The sequence below is a fragment of the Actinoplanes couchii genome (genome assembly GCF_016862075.1).
GTDB classification, from domain to species: domain Bacteria; phylum Actinomycetota; class Actinomycetes; order Mycobacteriales; family Micromonosporaceae; genus Actinoplanes; species Actinoplanes couchii.
The window spans coordinates 17,155-33,771 of sequence record NZ_BOMG01000051.1; the positions used below are offsets into that span (position 1 = coordinate 17,155).

The following is a 16,617-nucleotide window of genomic DNA, read 5'->3' on the forward strand; positions in this document are numbered from 1 at the left end:
GTTCTCCAATGCGCACGATCCGGTCGGGGCCATTCTGAGCGTGATTTGCACACCCGGACCGTCAGGGTCCGCCCAGGCCGAGGGAAGACAATGCAGGGAGCCGCAATGCGGACAAGCCCGTACCGGGTGTTCTCCGCCTTCGTCATCATGACGCTCGCCGTCATGGCCGGTGTCGCCGTTTCCGCGCCGGAGGCGGAGGCCGCGATCACCAACGCCTTCACGTCGCGATACAGCGCGAACGCGAACGGAGCGATCCTGATACGCGGCAACACCAACATGCAATGTCCGGCAGCCACCACCAACTGCACCACCGCGCAGAGCAGCGCGACCGCTCTCAGCGGCGAGGCGTCGAACAACAACGGCTACACCATGGAGTACACCAACGTCGACGGCGACCCGGCCACGTTCAACGACAGCACCGCGAACGTCGACATCCCGGCGAACAGCACCGTGCTCTTCGCCGGGCTGTACTGGGGCGCCGACCTGGACGCCGGCGGCAGCGGCGCCGCGGCGCCCACCCCGGCCGACAACAACAAGGTGCTGTTCAAGGTGCCCGGCAGCGGCTCGGTGCTGAACACCGTCACCGCGTCGACGCTGTACGCGCCGAGCACCCTCACCACCCACCCCTACCAGGCTTTCGCCGACGTGACCTCGGCGGTGGGCGCGGCCGGCGCGGGCGTCTACACGGTCGCGAACATCCAGGCCGGCACCGGCGTCGACAGGTACGCCGGATGGTCCCTGGTGATCGCCTACCAGAACGCCGCCAAGCCCCTGCAGAGCCTGCACGTCTACGACGGCTTCGGCGTGGTCGACACCAACACCACCTCGGTCGACATCACCGTGTCCGGTTTCCAGACCCCGTCGGACACCTCCACCGACGTGCAGGCCAGCATCGGCGCGGTCGTCTACGAGGGTGACCTGGGCAAGGTCGGCGACACCCTGAAACTCGACAACCAGTCGATGAGCGACGCCGCCAACCCGATCAACAACTTCTTCAACAGCACGGTCAGCGAGGGCGGCGCGATCGTCAGCAACCGCAGTCCGTCGTACCGAAATCTGATGGGTGTCGACCTCGACCAGTTCGACGCGACCGGCAAGCTCGCCCACAACGCCACCTCGACCACCCTGAACCTGAGCACCAGCGGCGAGACGATCTACCCGGGTGTGGTCACCTTCACCACCGCCCTGGCCGCGCCCAGCCTGACCACGGTCACCACCCCGACCGACGTGGACGGCGGCGACCTGCTGCCCGGCGACATCGTCGAGTACGCGATCGACGTCACCAACTCCGGTTTCGACACCGCGCGGGACGTCACGCTGACCGACGCGATCCCGACCAACATGACCTACATCCCCGGCACGATGAGGGTGGCCGGCGCCTCGGTCCCGGACAACGGGCCACCACTGGTCTTCTCGATCAGTTCCATACCCAGAACCACGACCACCAGAGTCGTCTTCCGCACCAGGGTGAACAGCAACACCGCACCGAACACCTCGATCGTCAACGTGCCGAACCTGTCCTTCTACGGCAGCTCGTCCAGCTCGTCGCAGTTCAACAGCACCGGCGACACCTCGACCGTGATCGTGAAACAGCCCCAGGTCAACCTGACCGCGGACCTGACCGTCCTGCCGACCCGGGTGAACCGGTCCGCGACGCCGTACACGGTCAACTACACCGTCAAGGTCGACAACGCCGGGGCGGACCTGGAACCGCACCCGATCGCCACCGTCGACCTGCCCACCGGCGTCACCGGGGGCACCCTGCCCAGCAACTGCGTGTCCGGCAACGCCAACCGGCGGGTCACCTGTGACCTGACCGCCATCGCGAAGAACAGCTCCGGCACGGTGACCTTCCCGGCGTCGGTGGCCAACACCGCGGCCAACACCGCCACCGCGACCGTCACGGTCACCGGCACCGGCGCCGAGGGCAGCCCGGCGAACAACACCGACACCGCCGACGTGACGATGAACGCCTCGCCGGTCGCGAAGACCTACGACGTGACGACCACCCACCACACCGAGGTCACCCTCGACGTGGCCGCCGAAGCCACCGACGCGGACAACCCGACCGGCCCCTTCACCACCTCGGTGACGTCGGCCCCGGCGCACGGCACGACTGTGGTGAACGCGGACTACTCGATCACCTATCTGCCGAACACCGGCTGGCGGGGCACCGACAACTTCGTCTTCACCTGCTACGACCCGTACGGCGGATACGACACCAAGACCGCCACGGTCACCACCACGAACGCCGCCCCGACCGCGGTCGCCGACGCCCGGACCACCGGCTCCGGCACCCCGATCACCATCGACGTGGTCGCCAACGACACCGACCCGAACAACGACACGCTGACCCTCACCGCGGTCAACCCGCCCCAGGCCGGGGCCGGCACCACCACGCGGAGCGGCGGCAAGGTGGTCTACACACCGGCCGCCGGGTTCAAGGGCACGGCCACCTTCACGTACACCATCTCCGACGGCCAGAGCCAGAACAGCACCGCGACCGGCACCGTGACGGTCACCGTCTCCGACGGTCCGCCGGTCGCCGTCAACGACACCGCCACCGTCGCGTACGCCGGGACGGTCCTGATCAACGTGCTGGCCAACGACTCCGACCCGAACAACGACCCGTTCGGCATCGAAGCCGGCTCGGTCAGCACACCCAGCCGCGGCACCGCCCGGATCGTCGGGCAGCAGATCGAGTACACCGCTCCGGCCGGGTTCTCCGGGACCGCGACGTTCACGTACCGGATCAAGGACAACCTCGGCAGCCCGGCGTCGACCGCCACGGTCACCGTCACCGTCGGCAACGCCCGCCCGGTGCCCAAGGACCTGACACCCAGCACCGGGTACGAGACACCGGTGACCCTGGACCCGGCCAAGGACTCCACCGACCCGAACGGCGACACACTGACCGTCACCGCCACCGGAACCCCGGGACACGGCACCGTGGTCCGCAACAACGACGGCACCCTCACCTACACCCCCGCACCCGGGTTCACCGGGACGGACACCTTCACCTACACGATCTCGGACGGCACCGACACCGCCACCGGCACGATCACCATCACCGTCAGCAACGCCCCGCCGACCGCGGGGAACGACACCTACACCGTCAACTCGAACGCGTCGAACGTCCTCGACGTGCTCGCCAACGACAGCGACCCGAACAACGACCCGCTGACCATCACCATCGACACCCCGCCCGGCCACGGCACCGCCCAGGTCGTCAACGGGAAGATCGTCTACAAGCCGGCCGACGGGTACCACGGCACCGACACGTTCCACTACACGATCTCCGACGGCAAGGGCGGCACCGCCGGCGCGACCGTCTCGGTGACCGTGGTCGACGTGCCGCCGGAAGCCAAACCGGACACCGCCACCACCGCCACCAACGAGCCGGTCTCCCTGAACGTGCTCGCCAACGACAGCGACCCGAACGGCGACACGCTGACCCTGGCCGCGGTCACCGCCCCGACACACGGCAAGGTCACCTTCACCGCGGCCGGCGTGGTCACCTACACCCCGGACGACGGCTACTACGGCATCGACACCTTCACGTACACGTGCCTCGACCCGGCCGGCAACTCGGCCACCGGGAAGATCACCATCACCGTCGACAACGCGGCCCCGAACGCCATCGACGACAAGTTCACCGTGAAACCGGGCACCAGCACCGACCTGAACGTGCTCACCAACGACACCGACCCGAACACCGGCCAGGTCCTGACCGTGCTCAGCGTCACCCCCGCCGCCAAGGGCACCGTCACCCTCACCGGCGGCAAGGTGACGTACACCCCGAACGCCGGGGTCACCACCGGCACCGACACGTTCACCTACAAACTCACCGACGATCTCGGGGCCACCGACGAGGCCACCGTCACGGTGACCATCTCCAACGGGCCGACCATCCAGCCGGACACCGCCACCACCGGCGCCGGCTCCCCCGTCGACATCGACGTGACCGCCAACGACACCGACCCGGACGGCGGCACCCTGACCCTGGTCAGCGTCACCGACCCGGGACACGGCACCGCGGTGGTGGCCGCCGGGAACAAGGTCCGCTACACGCCGAACACCGGGTACTACGGCTCCGACACGTTCACCTACACGGTCCGGGACAGCGCCGGGAACACCCAGACCGCGAACGTCACCGTCACCGTCGGCAACGCGCCGCCGGTCGCCGTGGCGGACACCGCGGCGGTCAAGACCGGCCAGCCCGTGGACATCGACGTGCTCGCCAACGACACCGACCCCAACACCGATCAAGCCCTGGAGATCAGCGGCGTCGGTACGCCCGGCAACGGCACCGCCGAGATCGTCGACGGCAAGATCCGTTACACCTCGGAGGACGGCTGGACCGGCGACGACACCTTCCCGTACGAGATCAGCGACGGAGCGGGCGGCACCGCCGAGGGCACCGTGACCGTCACCGTCACCGCCGACGGGAAACCGGTCGCGGTCGCGGACGAGCGGCGCACCGCGTACCAGAAGGCGATCACGATCAAGGTGCTGGAGAACGACCTGGACCCGGACGGCACCCTGGCCCTCGCCGCGGTCGGCAAACCCGACCACGGCACCGCACGGGCCTCCGGCGATTCGGTGATCTACACCCCGCCGAGCGGCTTCTCCGGGCTCGCCACCTTCACCTACAGCGCCAAGGACGCCGCCGGGCAGACCACCGGCGCGACCGTGAAGGTGACCGTCGCCGCCGCCCCGAACGCGCCCGACAAGGCCGTCGAGGCCGAACCCGGCAAGGCGATCAGCATCCCGCTGCCGACCGTCGACACCAACGGCACCAAGATCACGATCAGGTCGATCGGGAAGCCGAAACACGGCACCGCCAAGCTCAACGCCAACGGAACCGTCACCTACAAGGCCGCCAAGGGCTTCGCCGGCACCGACACCTTCACCTACCAGGCCGTCGACCCGGACGGGAACCCGACCAGCGGCACCATCACGGTCAAGGTGGCCGGGGCCAGCCAGTCGCCGGTCGCGGTCAAGGACCGGTACACGGTGAAGAAGGGCGGGACGGTCTCGTTCAAGCCGCTGAAGAACGACACCGACCCGTACGGCGAGAAACTCACCATCCTGAAGATCGGCAAGCCGAAACACGGGACGGCGACCCTCGCCGGGAACACGGTCACGTACGCGGCCCCCGACGGCTTCACCGGCACCGACACGATGACCTACACGATTCAGGACGAGCGAGGCGGCACCGCCCGGGCCACCATCACCATCCGGGTGAGCGCCTCCGGCGGCGGCGGTGACAACGGAGATCTGCCGACCACCGGCTCCAACCTGACACCGGTCTTCACCGCGGGCATGCTGTCCATGGTCATCGGCGGCTGGCTGCTGATGCTCACCCAGGTGACGACCCGCCCGGGCCGCCACCGCCCCGGCCGGCACCGCATCTGACCCACCACCTGATCGAAGGGCCCGGCCGTCACGGCCGGGCCCTTCGGCGTCACTCGCAGGTCACCGGGTACTCCACGGCGAGGGCCGCGACGTAGATCTCCGTCGTGCGTTCCATGCAGCGCTTGCGGGCCGGAGACCAGTCGTAGGGCAACCGGGCGACCGCCTCGGTGGCGCTCGCCAGGTTGACCTCCCCGCTGCCGGTCATGTCCTCGGCGAAGGACTCGCCGAGCCGCTCGTCGGCCTCGTCCAGCCCGGCCGCCCGCGCCGCCCGGTTCAGGGCCATGGTGTGGGCGGACCGCCGCACGGCGATCTCCTTCACCCGCGGATCGTCGGGTGCCACGCTGTCGTCCAGGGCCTCCTCGGCCGCGTCCAGACGGTCGTGCTCGGCCCGCAGCTCGGGATGGGTGGCGAGCACGATGAACGTGCTGGCCTGGAACGCGGCCCCCGCCGGACCGAAAATGCGCTCGGTGACCAGCAACGTGTCCACATCCGCCGGGCGTAAGGCATCCGGCGGCAGGCCGGCGAGCCGGTCGGTGACCAGCTCGGACAACAGTCCGAGAGGGCTGCCCACGGCCCGGAGACGCTGCACCGCCACCCGCCGGCGTCCGATCGCGGCCTCCTGGGCGGCCAGGGTCTCCTCCAGCCGGCCCAGCACCTCCCCGATGTCCCGGCTCTCCCCGACGTCCCGACTCTCCCCAAAGGCGGCCCGCATGTCGTCCAGGCCGATGCCGGCCTGCGCCATCTTGCGAACCCACAGCAGGCGGATCACGTCGTCGTAGCCGTAGCGACGGCGGCCGTCCGCGCCCCGCTCGGGTTCCGGCAGCAGGCCGATCCGGTGGTATTGCCGGACAGCGCGGCGTGGTCCCGGCGAACCGGGCGGCATCACCGATCTTGACCTGACGGGGAGGCATGAAGGAGGAATACGTCACGGGTATCGAGAAGACCACATGCCGCTACGTCAGGTGCAAGCAAAAAGGGCGGGTCGCGTCAGCGACCCGCCCTTTTCAAGACTGGACTCAGAAGTCCATGTCACCGCCGCCCGGGGCGCCGGCCGGGGCCGGGTTCTTCTCGGGCTTGTCGGCCACGACGGCCTCGGTGGTGAGGAACAGCGCGGCGATCGACGCGGCGTTCTGCAGCGCCGAGCGGGTGACCTTGGCCGGGTCGATGATGCCCGCGGCCAGAAGGTCCACGTACTCGCCGGTCGCGGCGTTCAGGCCGTGACCCGCCTCGAGGTTGCGCACCTTCTCGACCACGACGCCGCCCTCGAGGCCGGCGTTGACGGCGATCTGGCGGAGCGGGGCGTCGAGCGCGACCTTGACGATGTTCGCGCCGGTGGCCTCGTCGCCGGACAGGTCCAGCTTGTCGAACGCGGTCTTGCCGGCCTGAACCAGCGCCACGCCACCGCCGGGGACGATGCCCTCCTCGACGGCCGCCTTCGCGTTGCGAACGGCGTCCTCGATGCGGTGCTTGCGCTCCTTCAGCTCGACCTCGGTGGCCGCGCCGACCTTGATGACCGCAACGCCGCCGGCCAGCTTGGCCAGACGCTCCTGCAGCTTCTCACGGTCGTAGTCGGAGTCCGAGCGCTCGATCTCGGCGCGGATCTGGTTGACCCGGCCCTGGATCTGCTCGCTGTTGCCCGCACCGTCGACGACGGTGGTCTCGTCCTTGGTGATGACGATCTTGCGGGCCGAACCCAGCAGGGAGATGTCGGCGGCGTCGAGCTTGAGGCCGACCTCTTCGCTGATGACGGCGCCACCGGTCAGGATGGCGATGTCCTCCAGCATGGCCTTGCGGCGGTCACCGAAGCCGGGGGCCTTGACGGCGACCGACTTGAAGGTGCCACGGACCTTGTTGACGACCAGGGTGGCCAGGGCCTCGCCCTCGACGTCCTCGGCGATGATGACCAGCGGCTTGCCGGACTGCATGACCTTCTCGAGGACCGGGAGCAGGTCCTTGACCGCGGAGATCTTGCTGTTCGCGATGAGGATGTAGGGGTCGTCGAAGACGGCCTCCATGCGCTCGGCGTCGGTCATGAAGTACGCCGAGATGTAGCCCTTGTCGAAGCGCATGCCCTCGGTGAGCTCCAGCTCGAGCCCGAAGGTGTTGCTCTCCTCGACGGTGATGACGCCTTCCTTGCCGACCTTGTCCATGGCCTCGGCGATGATCTCGCCGACCGTGGAGTCACCGGCGGAGATGGAGGCGGTGGAGGCGATCTGCTCCTTGGTCTCCACGTCCTTCGCGATCTGCGAGAGACCCTCGGAGACGCTGGCGACGGCGGCCTCGATGCCCCGCTTCAGGCCGAGCGGGTTGGCGCCGGCGGCCACGTTGCGCAGGCCCTCACGGACCAGGGCCTGGGCGAGCACGGTCGCGGTCGTCGTGCCGTCACCGGCGACGTCGTCGGTCTTCTTCGCGACCTCCTTGACCAGCTCGGCGCCGATCTTCTCGAAGGTGTCCTCGAGCTCGATCTCCTTGGCGATGGACACACCATCGTTGGTGATCGTGGGGGCGCCCCACTTCTTCTCGAGAACGACGTTGCGGCCCTTCGGGCCGAGCGTCACCTTGACCGCGTCGGCAAGCTGGTTCATGCCGCGCTCGAGGCCCCGACGAGCCTCCTCGTCGAATGCGATGATCTTGGCCATACGGCGTTGTCCTCCCGGACATCCGCGGTGCCGGGCCTGGTCGGCCCCGCTCTCCGCACGTTGAGGAAGTCTGTGGACGTCACCACCTGGCGATGTGACGTCCTCAGGCCGAGCCGGATAGCCCGCGACGACCGGCTCCGTGCCCCGATGCCGATGGCAGCACCGTGACCGGAACCCCACCGTCCCGACCTGCTGGCACTCACGAGCCGCGAGTGCCAATCACTTGTTTAGCACTCTCCGATGGCGAGTGCAAGAAACCCCATCCTCCCCCGAAACGCCCGGAGGCGGCCCGGATTTCCCTCAATGATCTTCAAGTGCAGGTCAGCGCGGGTGGAGCGGCCCGGCCGGTGGCGCGGCTGTGAAGACATTCAGGTTGCCGACGGCCACACCACGGCGGTAGTGATGACGCATGGAGAACTGGACCGTGCGCCGGGTGCGACCCGAGGACGCCGGGCGGATGCGGGCACTGCGGCTGGAGATGCTGGCGGACAGTCCCCTCGCCTTCCTGGAGACGCTGGCCCAGGCGGTGGCCCGGCCGCACGAGAGCTACCGGCAGCGGATCCGGGAGTCGGCGGAGGGTTTCGGCACGGCCCAGTTCATCGCCGACCCGGGAGGAGCCGGGCCGGGCGGAAAAGGGCCGGGAGGGCCACTGATCGGGCACGCCGGCGGGACCGTGCTGCCCGAGGAGCCGGGCTGCACGATCATCTACGCGGTCTACCTGACCCCGGCCCACCGCGGCGGCAAGGTGCTCGGCCAGCTGATCGAGGCGGTCGCCGACTGGTCCGCGGCGGCCGGGCGGGACCAGCTGATGCTCGAGGTGGTCTGCGGCAACGACCGGGCGGTCCGGGCGTACCAGAAATTGGGTTTCGAGGACACCGGGGTCCGCCTGCCGCATCCGACCGTGCCGGTGATGAGCGAGCTGCAGATGCGCAGGCGGGTGTGAAAGCCTGGCATCGCACCCGGACCGCGCTGACCGCGGTGAACGGGACCACCCTGGCCGGGCTGCTGGTCGCGACGGCCACCGGCACCCGGATCCGGCGCGGGCGGCACGGGGTGCTGATCGCCGAGAACTACCGGTTCCGCTTCCCCGCCGGGACGTGCTTCACGGTCGGCTCGGTGATCATCACGAAGCGGTCCGCGGAGTGGCTGCTCGACGAGAGTGACGACCGGCGGGTCCGGCTCTTCACCCACGAGTGCCGGCACGCCGGTCAGTACGCATTCCTCGGCCCGCTCTTCTGGCCCGCCTACTGGCTCGCGTGCGGCTGGTCCTACACCCTGACCACGTCGTACGGCGTGCGCAACTGGTTCGAGAAGAACGCGGGGCTCGCCGACGGGGCATACCCACTCGAACTGCCACTTCGGCCGTGGGCGCACAAGCTCTTTGGTCGGGAGGAAGGACGCACAGCGCCTCCGGGCACGTAGCCAAGTGGGTCAGCGCTGGATCGTTGGATCCCTCGGAGATTGTCGCCAATGTCCAGGTGAGGGGCCTCGTACGGCGTCGCATCCTCCCGCAGAGAGCATCCTGCCGATCCGGAGATCGGAGTGCAAGTCCTCGGAGGAGGGAATCTTCACCAACCGACGGTTCGCCGGTTACTTTCTGCTATCCGAGCAGGCCAGCCTCGCGCGCGCCTTTCAGTGACGGCTTGATCGTGTGTGTCGGTCCAACCTGGCCGGCCACCGCGTCGAGGGTTTTCAGGCCCTCGCCGGTGTTGTAGACGACCGTCTCCTTGGTCGGGTCGAGCTTGCCGGCCGCCACCAGCTTCTTGAGCACCGCGACGGTGGTGCCGCCGGCGGTCTCGGCGAAGACGCCGGTGGTCTCGGCCAGCAGCCGGATGCCCTCGCGGATCTCGTCGTCGTTGGCGTAGTCCATCCAGCCGCCGGTGCGCTTGACGGCCTCGATCGCGTACGGCCCGGCGGCCGGGTCACCGATGTTCAGCGACTTGGCGATGCCCGTCGGCTTGACCGGGGTGATCACGTCGGTGTCGGCGTGCAGCGCGACCGCGATCGGGTTGCAGCCCTCGGACTGGGCGCCGAAGACGGTCCAGCCGCCCTCGGGGGCCTCGGCGAGTCCGATCTCGACCAGCTCGCTGAACGCCTTGTCCACCTTGGTGAGCAGCTCGCCGGAGGCCATCGGGATGACCACCTGGGCCGGGATGCGCCAGCCGAGCTGCTCGGCCACCTCGTAGCCGAGCGTCTTGGAGCCCTCGGCGTAGAACGGCCGCACGTTCACGTTCACGAACGCGGTGTCCTCGAACTCGTCGGTCTCCACCAGCTCGCTGCACAGACGGTTCACGTCGTCGTAGGAGCCCTCGATGGCGACCAGTTCCCCGCCGTACACCGCGGTGGTGATGATCTTGCCCTGCTCCAGGTCGGAGGGGATGAAGACGATGCTCGGCACCCCGGCACGGGCCGCGTGGGCGGCGACCGAGTTGGCCAGGTTGCCGGTGGAGGCGCAGGAGAACCGGTTGAAGCCCAGCTCCTTGGCGGCGGTCAGGGCCACCGAGACGACCCGGTCCTTGAACGAGTGGGTCGGGTTCTGCGAGTCGTCCTTGATGAACAACGGCGCCTCGATGCCGACCGCCGCGGCCAGGGCCGGAGCCGGCACCAGCGGGGTCATCCCCGGGTTCAGCGTCACCCGGGTGTCCGGGTTCTGCCCGGCCGGGAGCAGGGCGGCATAACGCCAGATGTTCTGCGGGCCCGCCTCGATCTGGGCCCGGGTCACCCGCGCGAGCGCCGCCTCGTCGTAAGCGACCTCGAGCGGGCCGAAACACTCGTAACAGGCGTGCTGCGCGGCCAGCGGGTACTCGGCGCCGCAGGCACGGCAGATCAGACCGCGCGCGGGGGAGGTGGAGGTGTTCGAGGGTGCGTCAACTACAGACGTCATCAGAGTTTCCTCTCATCTTTCCCCGCGGCGACCTGCCGAAACGGGGACGGAATTAGCACCTGCCACGTCGCTGCTCGTCATCGAGCACAGCTAGCGGTGGTTGCCGGGGCTTCGTCGGGCCGTATCCCTCTGCCCCTCTGGATGAGGTATTCAGTTGTTTCCCACACCTTACGACGAGATTCGGCGATCTCCATACGGTCTTCCCGAGGTGTGAGCGACCTCCTTCCGAGAGTGACGCTTCGACCCGGGAAGATACTCCAAAAATCCCTTATTTCGTACGTTCAGAGCACAGCGACGCAGGAGATCTGGGTCGCGACCGGCTGATATCCGAGGCGCGTGTTCACGGCCAGCATCGGCGCGTTCTCCCCGGCATTGCTCGCGTAGGCGATCCGCATCCCGGACCGTGCCGCCCGGCGCAGCGTGGCCACCTTGACCATGTAGGCCAGCCCCCGCCCGCGATGGTCCGGGACGGTGGCCGTCATGTCCGACCAGCCCCGCTCGCCGTCCCGCATCAGCAGGGTGAACGCCACCACCCGGGAACCGGCCAGCGCCACCGTGCTGGAATCCCGGTCCAGTCCGGGCTCGTCACGGATCTCGTGACACCACGTCTCGTACGACGACGGCCCGGACGGCACCTCCTCCGGCACGTCCCCGGTCGCCTCCAACTCAGCCTGGTAGAGCGCCGCCTCCGGCACGTCCCGCACCGAGCACAGCTTGATTCCGGGCTGCCGCGGGGGCACCCCGCAGGGCGGCAGACTCAGGTCACGGGCCGAGAACCGCATCACCCGCGACGAGGCCCGGAAACCGCGCCGCTCGGCGAACCCGACCGCCTCCGGTGAGATCCGCGCGGCGGCCCGGGACACCCCGATCGAGCGCAGGTAGGAGGTGGCCTCGGTGAGCAGAGCGGTACCGATGCCGCGGCCGCGGTGGGCCGGGTCGACATGGCACTGGGAGATCTGCCCGAAATCCCGGTCCTCGGCGCGCGGATCCCGGAGCGCGGCCACCCAGCCGACCATCCGGCCGTCCACCTCGGCGGCGTAACCCGCCCAGTCCTCGCCCGGCGCCGGCTCGGCGATCAGCCGGCGCATCGACTCCTCGCCACGCACCAGGAAGGGGTAGACGACAGCGCGCAGGGCGACCAGAGCCGCGGCATCGTCGGGGCGGGCGGGGCGAATCCGGAAAGCCGTCACGCCGACCATGTCATCGGCCGATGGCGGGACCGTCAACCGATATCCATATGCATGACCCGGCGGCAGGGGACGGTCCGGCGGACCGCCTGCGCCTGCCGCCGTAGTCAGGCGACTGTTCCTACTCGTACAAAATCAAGAAGTGACGTCCTTGCGGGTGAACCGGTAGAAGGCCGCCCCCCAGAAGATCGTCGCGTAGATGACCGCGGAGATCGCGCCCTTCGCCATGTCCTCGGTCTGCACCGGCGTGGAGAGCAGACCCATCCAGGCGTCCGCGTAGTGCGTCGGCAGAGCGCTGCGAATGTCACCGAGCGCATCGATCTGGTCGAGGATGCTCGACATGATGAAGAGCAGGACGGCGCCGCCGACCGCGCCCAGCGCTGCGTCGGTCAGCACCGACAGCAGGAACGCCAGACCGGCCACCACCAGCAGGGTCGTCCCCAGGTACGCGGTGATGCCGAGCAGTCGCAGCACACCCTCGCCGGCCGGGATCTCGGCGGCGATGGTGCTGCCGAGCGGGGACCAGCCGTAACGCAGCGTGCCGATCAGCAGGCCGGTGCCGACCAGCGTGAGCAGGGCCAGCACCGAGTACCCGGCGGCCACGATCAGCTTGACGCCGAGCAGCCGGGCCCGCGGCACCGGGACCGCCAGCAGGTAGCGCAGGCTGCCCCAGCTCGCCTCGCTGGCCACCGTGTCGCCGAAGAACAGCGCGACCACCACGACCAGCAGGAAGCTCGCCGAGACGGCCAGGCCGAAGAGCGCGAAGTTCAACCCGCCGGAGGTGGCCAGGTCGGCCATGCTGCTGAACGCGCCGCCACCACCGCCGTCGTTGTCGTCGTCCCGGCGGCCGCCACCGAACTCGAAGGCGAGCAGCACGATCACCGGCAGCAACGCCATGAATCCGAGGGCGAGCTGGGTGCGGCGGCGGGACGCCTGGCGGCGCACCTCGGCCCAGATCGGCAGCGTGCGCGAGGCCTTGTAGCCGGCGGCCGCTTCCACGGTGCTCATCGGTCCCCACTTCCTCGGGAGTTGTCGCCGACCAGGGACAGGAACGCGTCCTCCAGGCGCCGGCGGGGCACCAGACGGTCCACGCCGATCCCGGCGGTGACCAGCGACGCGACCACCTCGGAGCGGGCCGTGCCGTTCATGTCCACGATCAGGCTGGACTCGCCCTCGGTCTGCACCGATTTCACGCCCAGCTCCTCCAGGACCCGGGTGGCGGCCGGCACGTCGGAGACGTCCAGCTGCACCGACGGCGAGTCGCCGACGATGTCGTTGACCGGGCCGGACGCCACGATCCGGCCCTTGTTGACCACGACCGCGTGGGTACAGGTCTGCTCCACCTCGGCGAGCAGGTGGCTGGAGACCAGCACCGCCCGGCCGTCGGTGGCGTACCGCTGCAGCACCCGGCGCATCTCGGCGATCTGCGGCGGGTCGAGACCGTCGGTCGGCTCGTCGAGCACCAGCAGCTCGGGCAGGCCGAGCATGGCCTGGGCGATGGCCAGGCGCTGCCGCATGCCGTGGCTGTACTTGCGGGTCTTGCGGTGCACCGACTCGCCCAGACCGGCGATCTCCAGGGCCTCTTCGAACCGGGCGTCCTCCCACGGCCGGCCGGTGGCCAGCCAGTACGCCTTCAGGTTCTCGTAGCCGCTCAGGTGCGGCAGGAAGCCGGGGCCCTCGACCAGCGCGCCGACCCGGGACAGGATCGGGGCGCCGGAGACCAGGCGGTGGCCGAAGACGTAGATCTCGCCGGCGGTCGGCTGGGTCAGGCCCATCAGCACCCGCAGGGTGGTGGTCTTGCCGGCGCCGTTCGGGCCGAGCAGGCCGACGACCTGGCCGCGCTGGACGGTGAAGCTGATCTCCTGGACCGCCACGAACCCGTCGCCGTACGCCTTGCGCAGCCCCTTGACCACCAGCGGGGTGTCGGCGTGCTCGCCGACGACCGTCACGTCCCGGCGGCGGTGCAGCACCCGGCGGATCAGCAGCAGCACGATCAGACCGAGAACGATCACCCCGAGGACACCGGCCAGGGCGTACCACCAGACACTGCCGGGATCGGCGATCGGGGTGCCGGCCAGGGTCGGCAGGGTGAGCGTGGACTCCACCGCCACGGTGTAGACCGCGGGCGTGGCCGGGCTGAGGAAGGCCTGGTCGGAGGTGGCGACGGTGATCCGGACGGTGTGGCCGGCCTCGATCTCCCGGACGATCGCCGGCAGCGTCACGGTGACCGGCTGGGCCTGGGTGACGTCGGCGGGCAGGCCGGTGAGCCGGATCGGCGCCACCAGACCGGCGCTGAGCGTGGACGTGCCGTTCGGGTCGACGTCGTAGAGCTTGACGAAGAGGGTCGCCTCACCGGTCGGCGACGCGGCCCGCAGCGACACCGTCGGGGCGCCGGCCACGTCGATCGAGCCGGTCAGCGGGGCGGACTCCCAGTTCGCGTGCTGACCCGGGATGTCCATCGCGACACCGCCGCTGAGCAGCGAACTGAGCCGGCCGCCGATGCCGGGCAGCGAGGAGATGGCGCCCGGGTTCCCGTTCGGCGGGTTGGCGATCGGCTGCGCCGCCCCGGTCAGGGTGACGTCGGTGGTGCCGGTGCCGGAGATGCCCGGGTACGCGTCGGCCGAGTAGCCGTTGGTGACCAGATCCCGGTCCATCGCGCTGAAACCGGCCACCCGGGACCAGGTGAACGCGTCACCAGGCGTCTCGCCCTCGCCCTTGAGGTAGTGCTCCAGCCACTGCAGCGTGAGGTACTTCACCCGGTCCGAGTCGGTGCCCGGGCCCTCGCCGCCGTCGTGGCCGCCGGTGAACCAGGCGACCTTGACCGGGGTGCCGGCCGCGGCGATGCCCTTGGCGTTGGCGTCCGCCTCGGAGAGCGGGAAGAGGCTGTCGACCGCGCCCTGGATCAGCAGCGTCGGCGCCTTGATCTTGTCGAGCACGGTGGCCGGGCTGGACTCCCGCAGCAGCGCGGTGGTGGTCTCGTCCGGCACGCCGGTGGTGGCCATCTGCAGGTAGGCCTTGCAGACGTCCTCGGCGAACCGGCCGCATGCCGGATCGCCCTGCTCCTGGCCCCGGCCGCTGCCGCCCAGGGTCAGGGTGGCGGCGCCGTTGCCGAAGAAGTAACCGGCCCAGCTCTTCTTGAAGACCCCGCCGGGGACCAGGGACTGGCCCAGGTCGTTCCAGGTGATCTGCGGCACGATCGCGTCGACCCGCTGGTCCTGGCCGGCCAGCAGCAGGGCCAGGGCGCCGCCGTAGGAGCCGCCGACCACGGCGACCCTCGGGTCGCCGGCGGCGTCGGTGGTCACCTCGGGCCGGGTCGCCAGCCAGTCGAGCAGCAGAGACGCGTCCTTGACCTCGTGGTCCGGGCTGTCCAGGTGGATCTGCCCGGTGCTGCGGCCGAAACCGCGGGCGGTGTAGGTCAGGACCGCGTAACCCTGCTCGGCCAGCGACTCGGCGTCCGAGCGGACCGAGTCCTTGGTGCCACCGAAACCGTGCGCCACCAGGACCGCGGGCACCTTCCCGTCGCGGTCGGCGGGCAGGTAGAAGCGGGCGTCCAGCTCCACGCCGTCGCCGGCCAGCCGCAGATCCTCGCTGGTCCAGGCGTCGGCGGCGGGACGGACGGCCCAGACGGCCGCGGCGGCCAGCACCGCGAGGGCGGCCGCCGCGGGAATGACCCGGCGCCGGTTGAGCCGGGGTAACGCACGGCGTAAACCGGCGGACAGGGCAGACATGGCGCACACGCTAGCCGGAAGCGGCTGAGCGGTGCCTGTGAAACCTCTCAGCCGGTCCGGCCGACCGGCTCAGCAGGCCTGACCAGCGGTCTCAGCAAGCCTGACCGGCGGTGAAGTTCTGCTCGACGGTGGTGGCCACACCCGCGGTGAGGGCGGTCACCTTTCCAGCGGTGATCTCCACCAGCAGAGTGTTGGTCTCCTCCACCACCTGCCAGCCGGTGACGCCGGCCGCGCCGGTCACCGCCTTGCCGGCCGGATAGGCGGCCTGCACCGCGGCCTGGTCGGCGCCGATCGCCACCCCCTCCGCGGTGCTCGCGGTGGCGGCGGTGGTCCGGACCTCGGCCACCGTGCCGCCGACGAACCGGATCTTCGGCTCGCCGAAGAAGACGCTGCCGGTGGCGCAGCCGTTCGCGGCCACCGGGCCGGTGACGATCTCGTCGGCGACCAGCTCGGTCTGTGCCTCGCCGACCTGGTAGGGGCCGAGACCGGCGGGGCTCAGCTGGATCCGGCCGCCCTCGCCGGGCTCGGGGCGGGGCGGGAGCGAGGCGGGGTCGCCACCGGGCACGTCCAGCGAGACGTCCGGGGTCACCACCACCTCGGACGACTCGATCACGGGTGTGCTCGCGCCCGCGGCCGGAGTGGCCGGTGGGTCGTCGGTGCATCCGGCGAGCAGTGCCAGAGCGATCGACGGGACGACTAGGTGGCGGAGCCTCATGAACGGATTACCCCCGGGCGGTTAGCGTTGACGAGCCAGGCCCCAG

At 69.9% G+C, this 16,617-nt stretch carries 10 protein-coding genes and 1 riboswitch; of the genes, 3 read left to right on the plus strand and 7 right to left on the minus strand.

The features are described from left to right. The first annotated feature begins 105 nt into the window (after positions 1–105). Positions 106–5,418, plus strand: a complete 5,313-nt coding sequence (locus Aco03nite_RS19390; RefSeq protein ID WP_203796785.1) for an Ig-like domain-containing protein — start codon at positions 106–108, stop codon at positions 5,416–5,418. Positions 5,419–5,467: 49 nt separating this feature from the next. On the opposite strand, the gene Aco03nite_RS19395 is transcribed toward Aco03nite_RS19390, so the two are convergent. Then, the gene (locus Aco03nite_RS19395) at positions 5,468–6,301 is read right to left on the minus strand and encodes a MerR family transcriptional regulator (protein WP_203796786.1); all 834 of its coding nucleotides are present in this window, start codon (positions 6,299–6,301) and stop codon (positions 5,468–5,470) included. A gap of 133 nt (positions 6,302–6,434) precedes the next feature. Next, positions 6,435–8,057: a chaperonin GroEL gene (gene groL, locus Aco03nite_RS19400; RefSeq protein ID WP_203796787.1), complete on the minus strand. Its 1,623-nt coding sequence runs from the start codon at positions 8,055–8,057 to the stop codon at positions 6,435–6,437. Between the two features lie 409 nt (positions 8,058–8,466). Here groL and Aco03nite_RS19405 point away from each other — a divergent pair, with 409 nt between their 5' ends. Both Aco03nite_RS19405 and Aco03nite_RS19410 read left to right on the plus strand, forming a co-directional pair. Further along, positions 8,467–9,000, plus strand: coding sequence for a GNAT family N-acetyltransferase (locus Aco03nite_RS19405; RefSeq protein ID WP_203796788.1), 534 nt, complete (start codon positions 8,467–8,469; stop codon positions 8,998–9,000). After that, entirely contained in the window at positions 8,997–9,479 is a 483-nt protein-coding gene (locus Aco03nite_RS19410; protein ID WP_203796789.1) for a hypothetical protein, read from the plus strand. The genes Aco03nite_RS19405 and Aco03nite_RS19410 overlap by 4 nt, the downstream gene beginning before the upstream one ends. 178 nt (positions 9,480–9,657) lie before the next feature. On the opposite strand, the gene thrC is transcribed toward Aco03nite_RS19410, so the two are convergent. The 5 genes from thrC to Aco03nite_RS19435 all read right to left on the minus strand — a co-directional run bounded on the left by thrC (position 9,658) and on the right by Aco03nite_RS19435 (position 16,571). After that, positions 9,658–10,941 carry a threonine synthase gene (gene thrC / locus Aco03nite_RS19415; protein ID WP_203796790.1) on the minus strand — a complete coding sequence of 428 codons (1,284 nt, stop codon included), beginning with the start codon at positions 10,939–10,941 and terminating at the stop codon, positions 9,658–9,660. A 9-nt stretch (positions 10,942–10,950) separates the two neighbouring features. Beyond that, a riboswitch (SAM riboswitch) is annotated at positions 10,951–11,089 on the minus strand. Between the two features lie 133 nt (positions 11,090–11,222). Beyond that, positions 11,223–12,131 carry a GNAT family N-acetyltransferase gene (locus Aco03nite_RS19420; RefSeq protein WP_239145282.1) on the minus strand — a complete coding sequence of 303 codons (909 nt, stop codon included), beginning with the start codon at positions 12,129–12,131 and terminating at the stop codon, positions 11,223–11,225. A gap of 132 nt (positions 12,132–12,263) precedes the next feature. Then, positions 12,264–13,136, minus strand: coding sequence for an ABC transporter permease (locus Aco03nite_RS19425; RefSeq protein WP_203796791.1), 873 nt, complete (start codon positions 13,134–13,136; stop codon positions 12,264–12,266). Beyond that, positions 13,133–15,856 carry an alpha/beta fold hydrolase gene (locus Aco03nite_RS19430; RefSeq protein WP_203796792.1) on the minus strand — a complete coding sequence of 908 codons (2,724 nt, stop codon included), beginning with the start codon at positions 15,854–15,856 and terminating at the stop codon, positions 13,133–13,135. Before Aco03nite_RS19430 ends, Aco03nite_RS19425 begins: the two co-directional genes overlap by 4 nt. Before the next feature lie 91 nt (positions 15,857–15,947). Next, entirely contained in the window at positions 15,948–16,571 is a 624-nt protein-coding gene (locus Aco03nite_RS19435; protein ID WP_203796793.1) for a hypothetical protein, read from the minus strand. Between the last annotated feature and the right edge of the window lie 46 nt (positions 16,572–16,617).

What these genes read in the sequence shown, in the direction of transcription:
- Aco03nite_RS19425 (WP_203796791.1), bottom strand. Translation starts at nt 13,136, where the DNA reads ATGAGCACCGTGGAAGCGGCCGCCGGCTACAAGGCCTCGCGCACGCTG.
- Aco03nite_RS19395 (WP_203796786.1), bottom strand. Translation starts at nt 6,301, where the DNA reads ATGCCGCCCGGTTCGCCGGGACCACGCCGCGCTGTCCGGCAATACCAC.
- groL (WP_203796787.1), bottom strand. Translation starts at nt 8,057, where the DNA reads ATGGCCAAGATCATCGCATTCGACGAGGAGGCTCGTCGGGGCCTCGAG.
- thrC (WP_203796790.1), bottom strand. Translation starts at nt 10,941, where the DNA reads ATGACGTCTGTAGTTGACGCACCCTCGAACACCTCCACCTCCCCCGCG.
- Aco03nite_RS19430 (WP_203796792.1), bottom strand. Translation starts at nt 15,856, where the DNA reads ATGTCTGCCCTGTCCGCCGGTTTACGCCGTGCGTTACCCCGGCTCAAC.
- Aco03nite_RS19390 (WP_203796785.1), top strand. Translation starts at nt 106, where the DNA reads ATGCGGACAAGCCCGTACCGGGTGTTCTCCGCCTTCGTCATCATGACG.
- Aco03nite_RS19405 (WP_203796788.1), top strand. Translation starts at nt 8,467, where the DNA reads ATGGAGAACTGGACCGTGCGCCGGGTGCGACCCGAGGACGCCGGGCGG.
- Aco03nite_RS19435 (WP_203796793.1), bottom strand. Translation starts at nt 16,571, where the DNA reads ATGAGGCTCCGCCACCTAGTCGTCCCGTCGATCGCTCTGGCACTGCTC.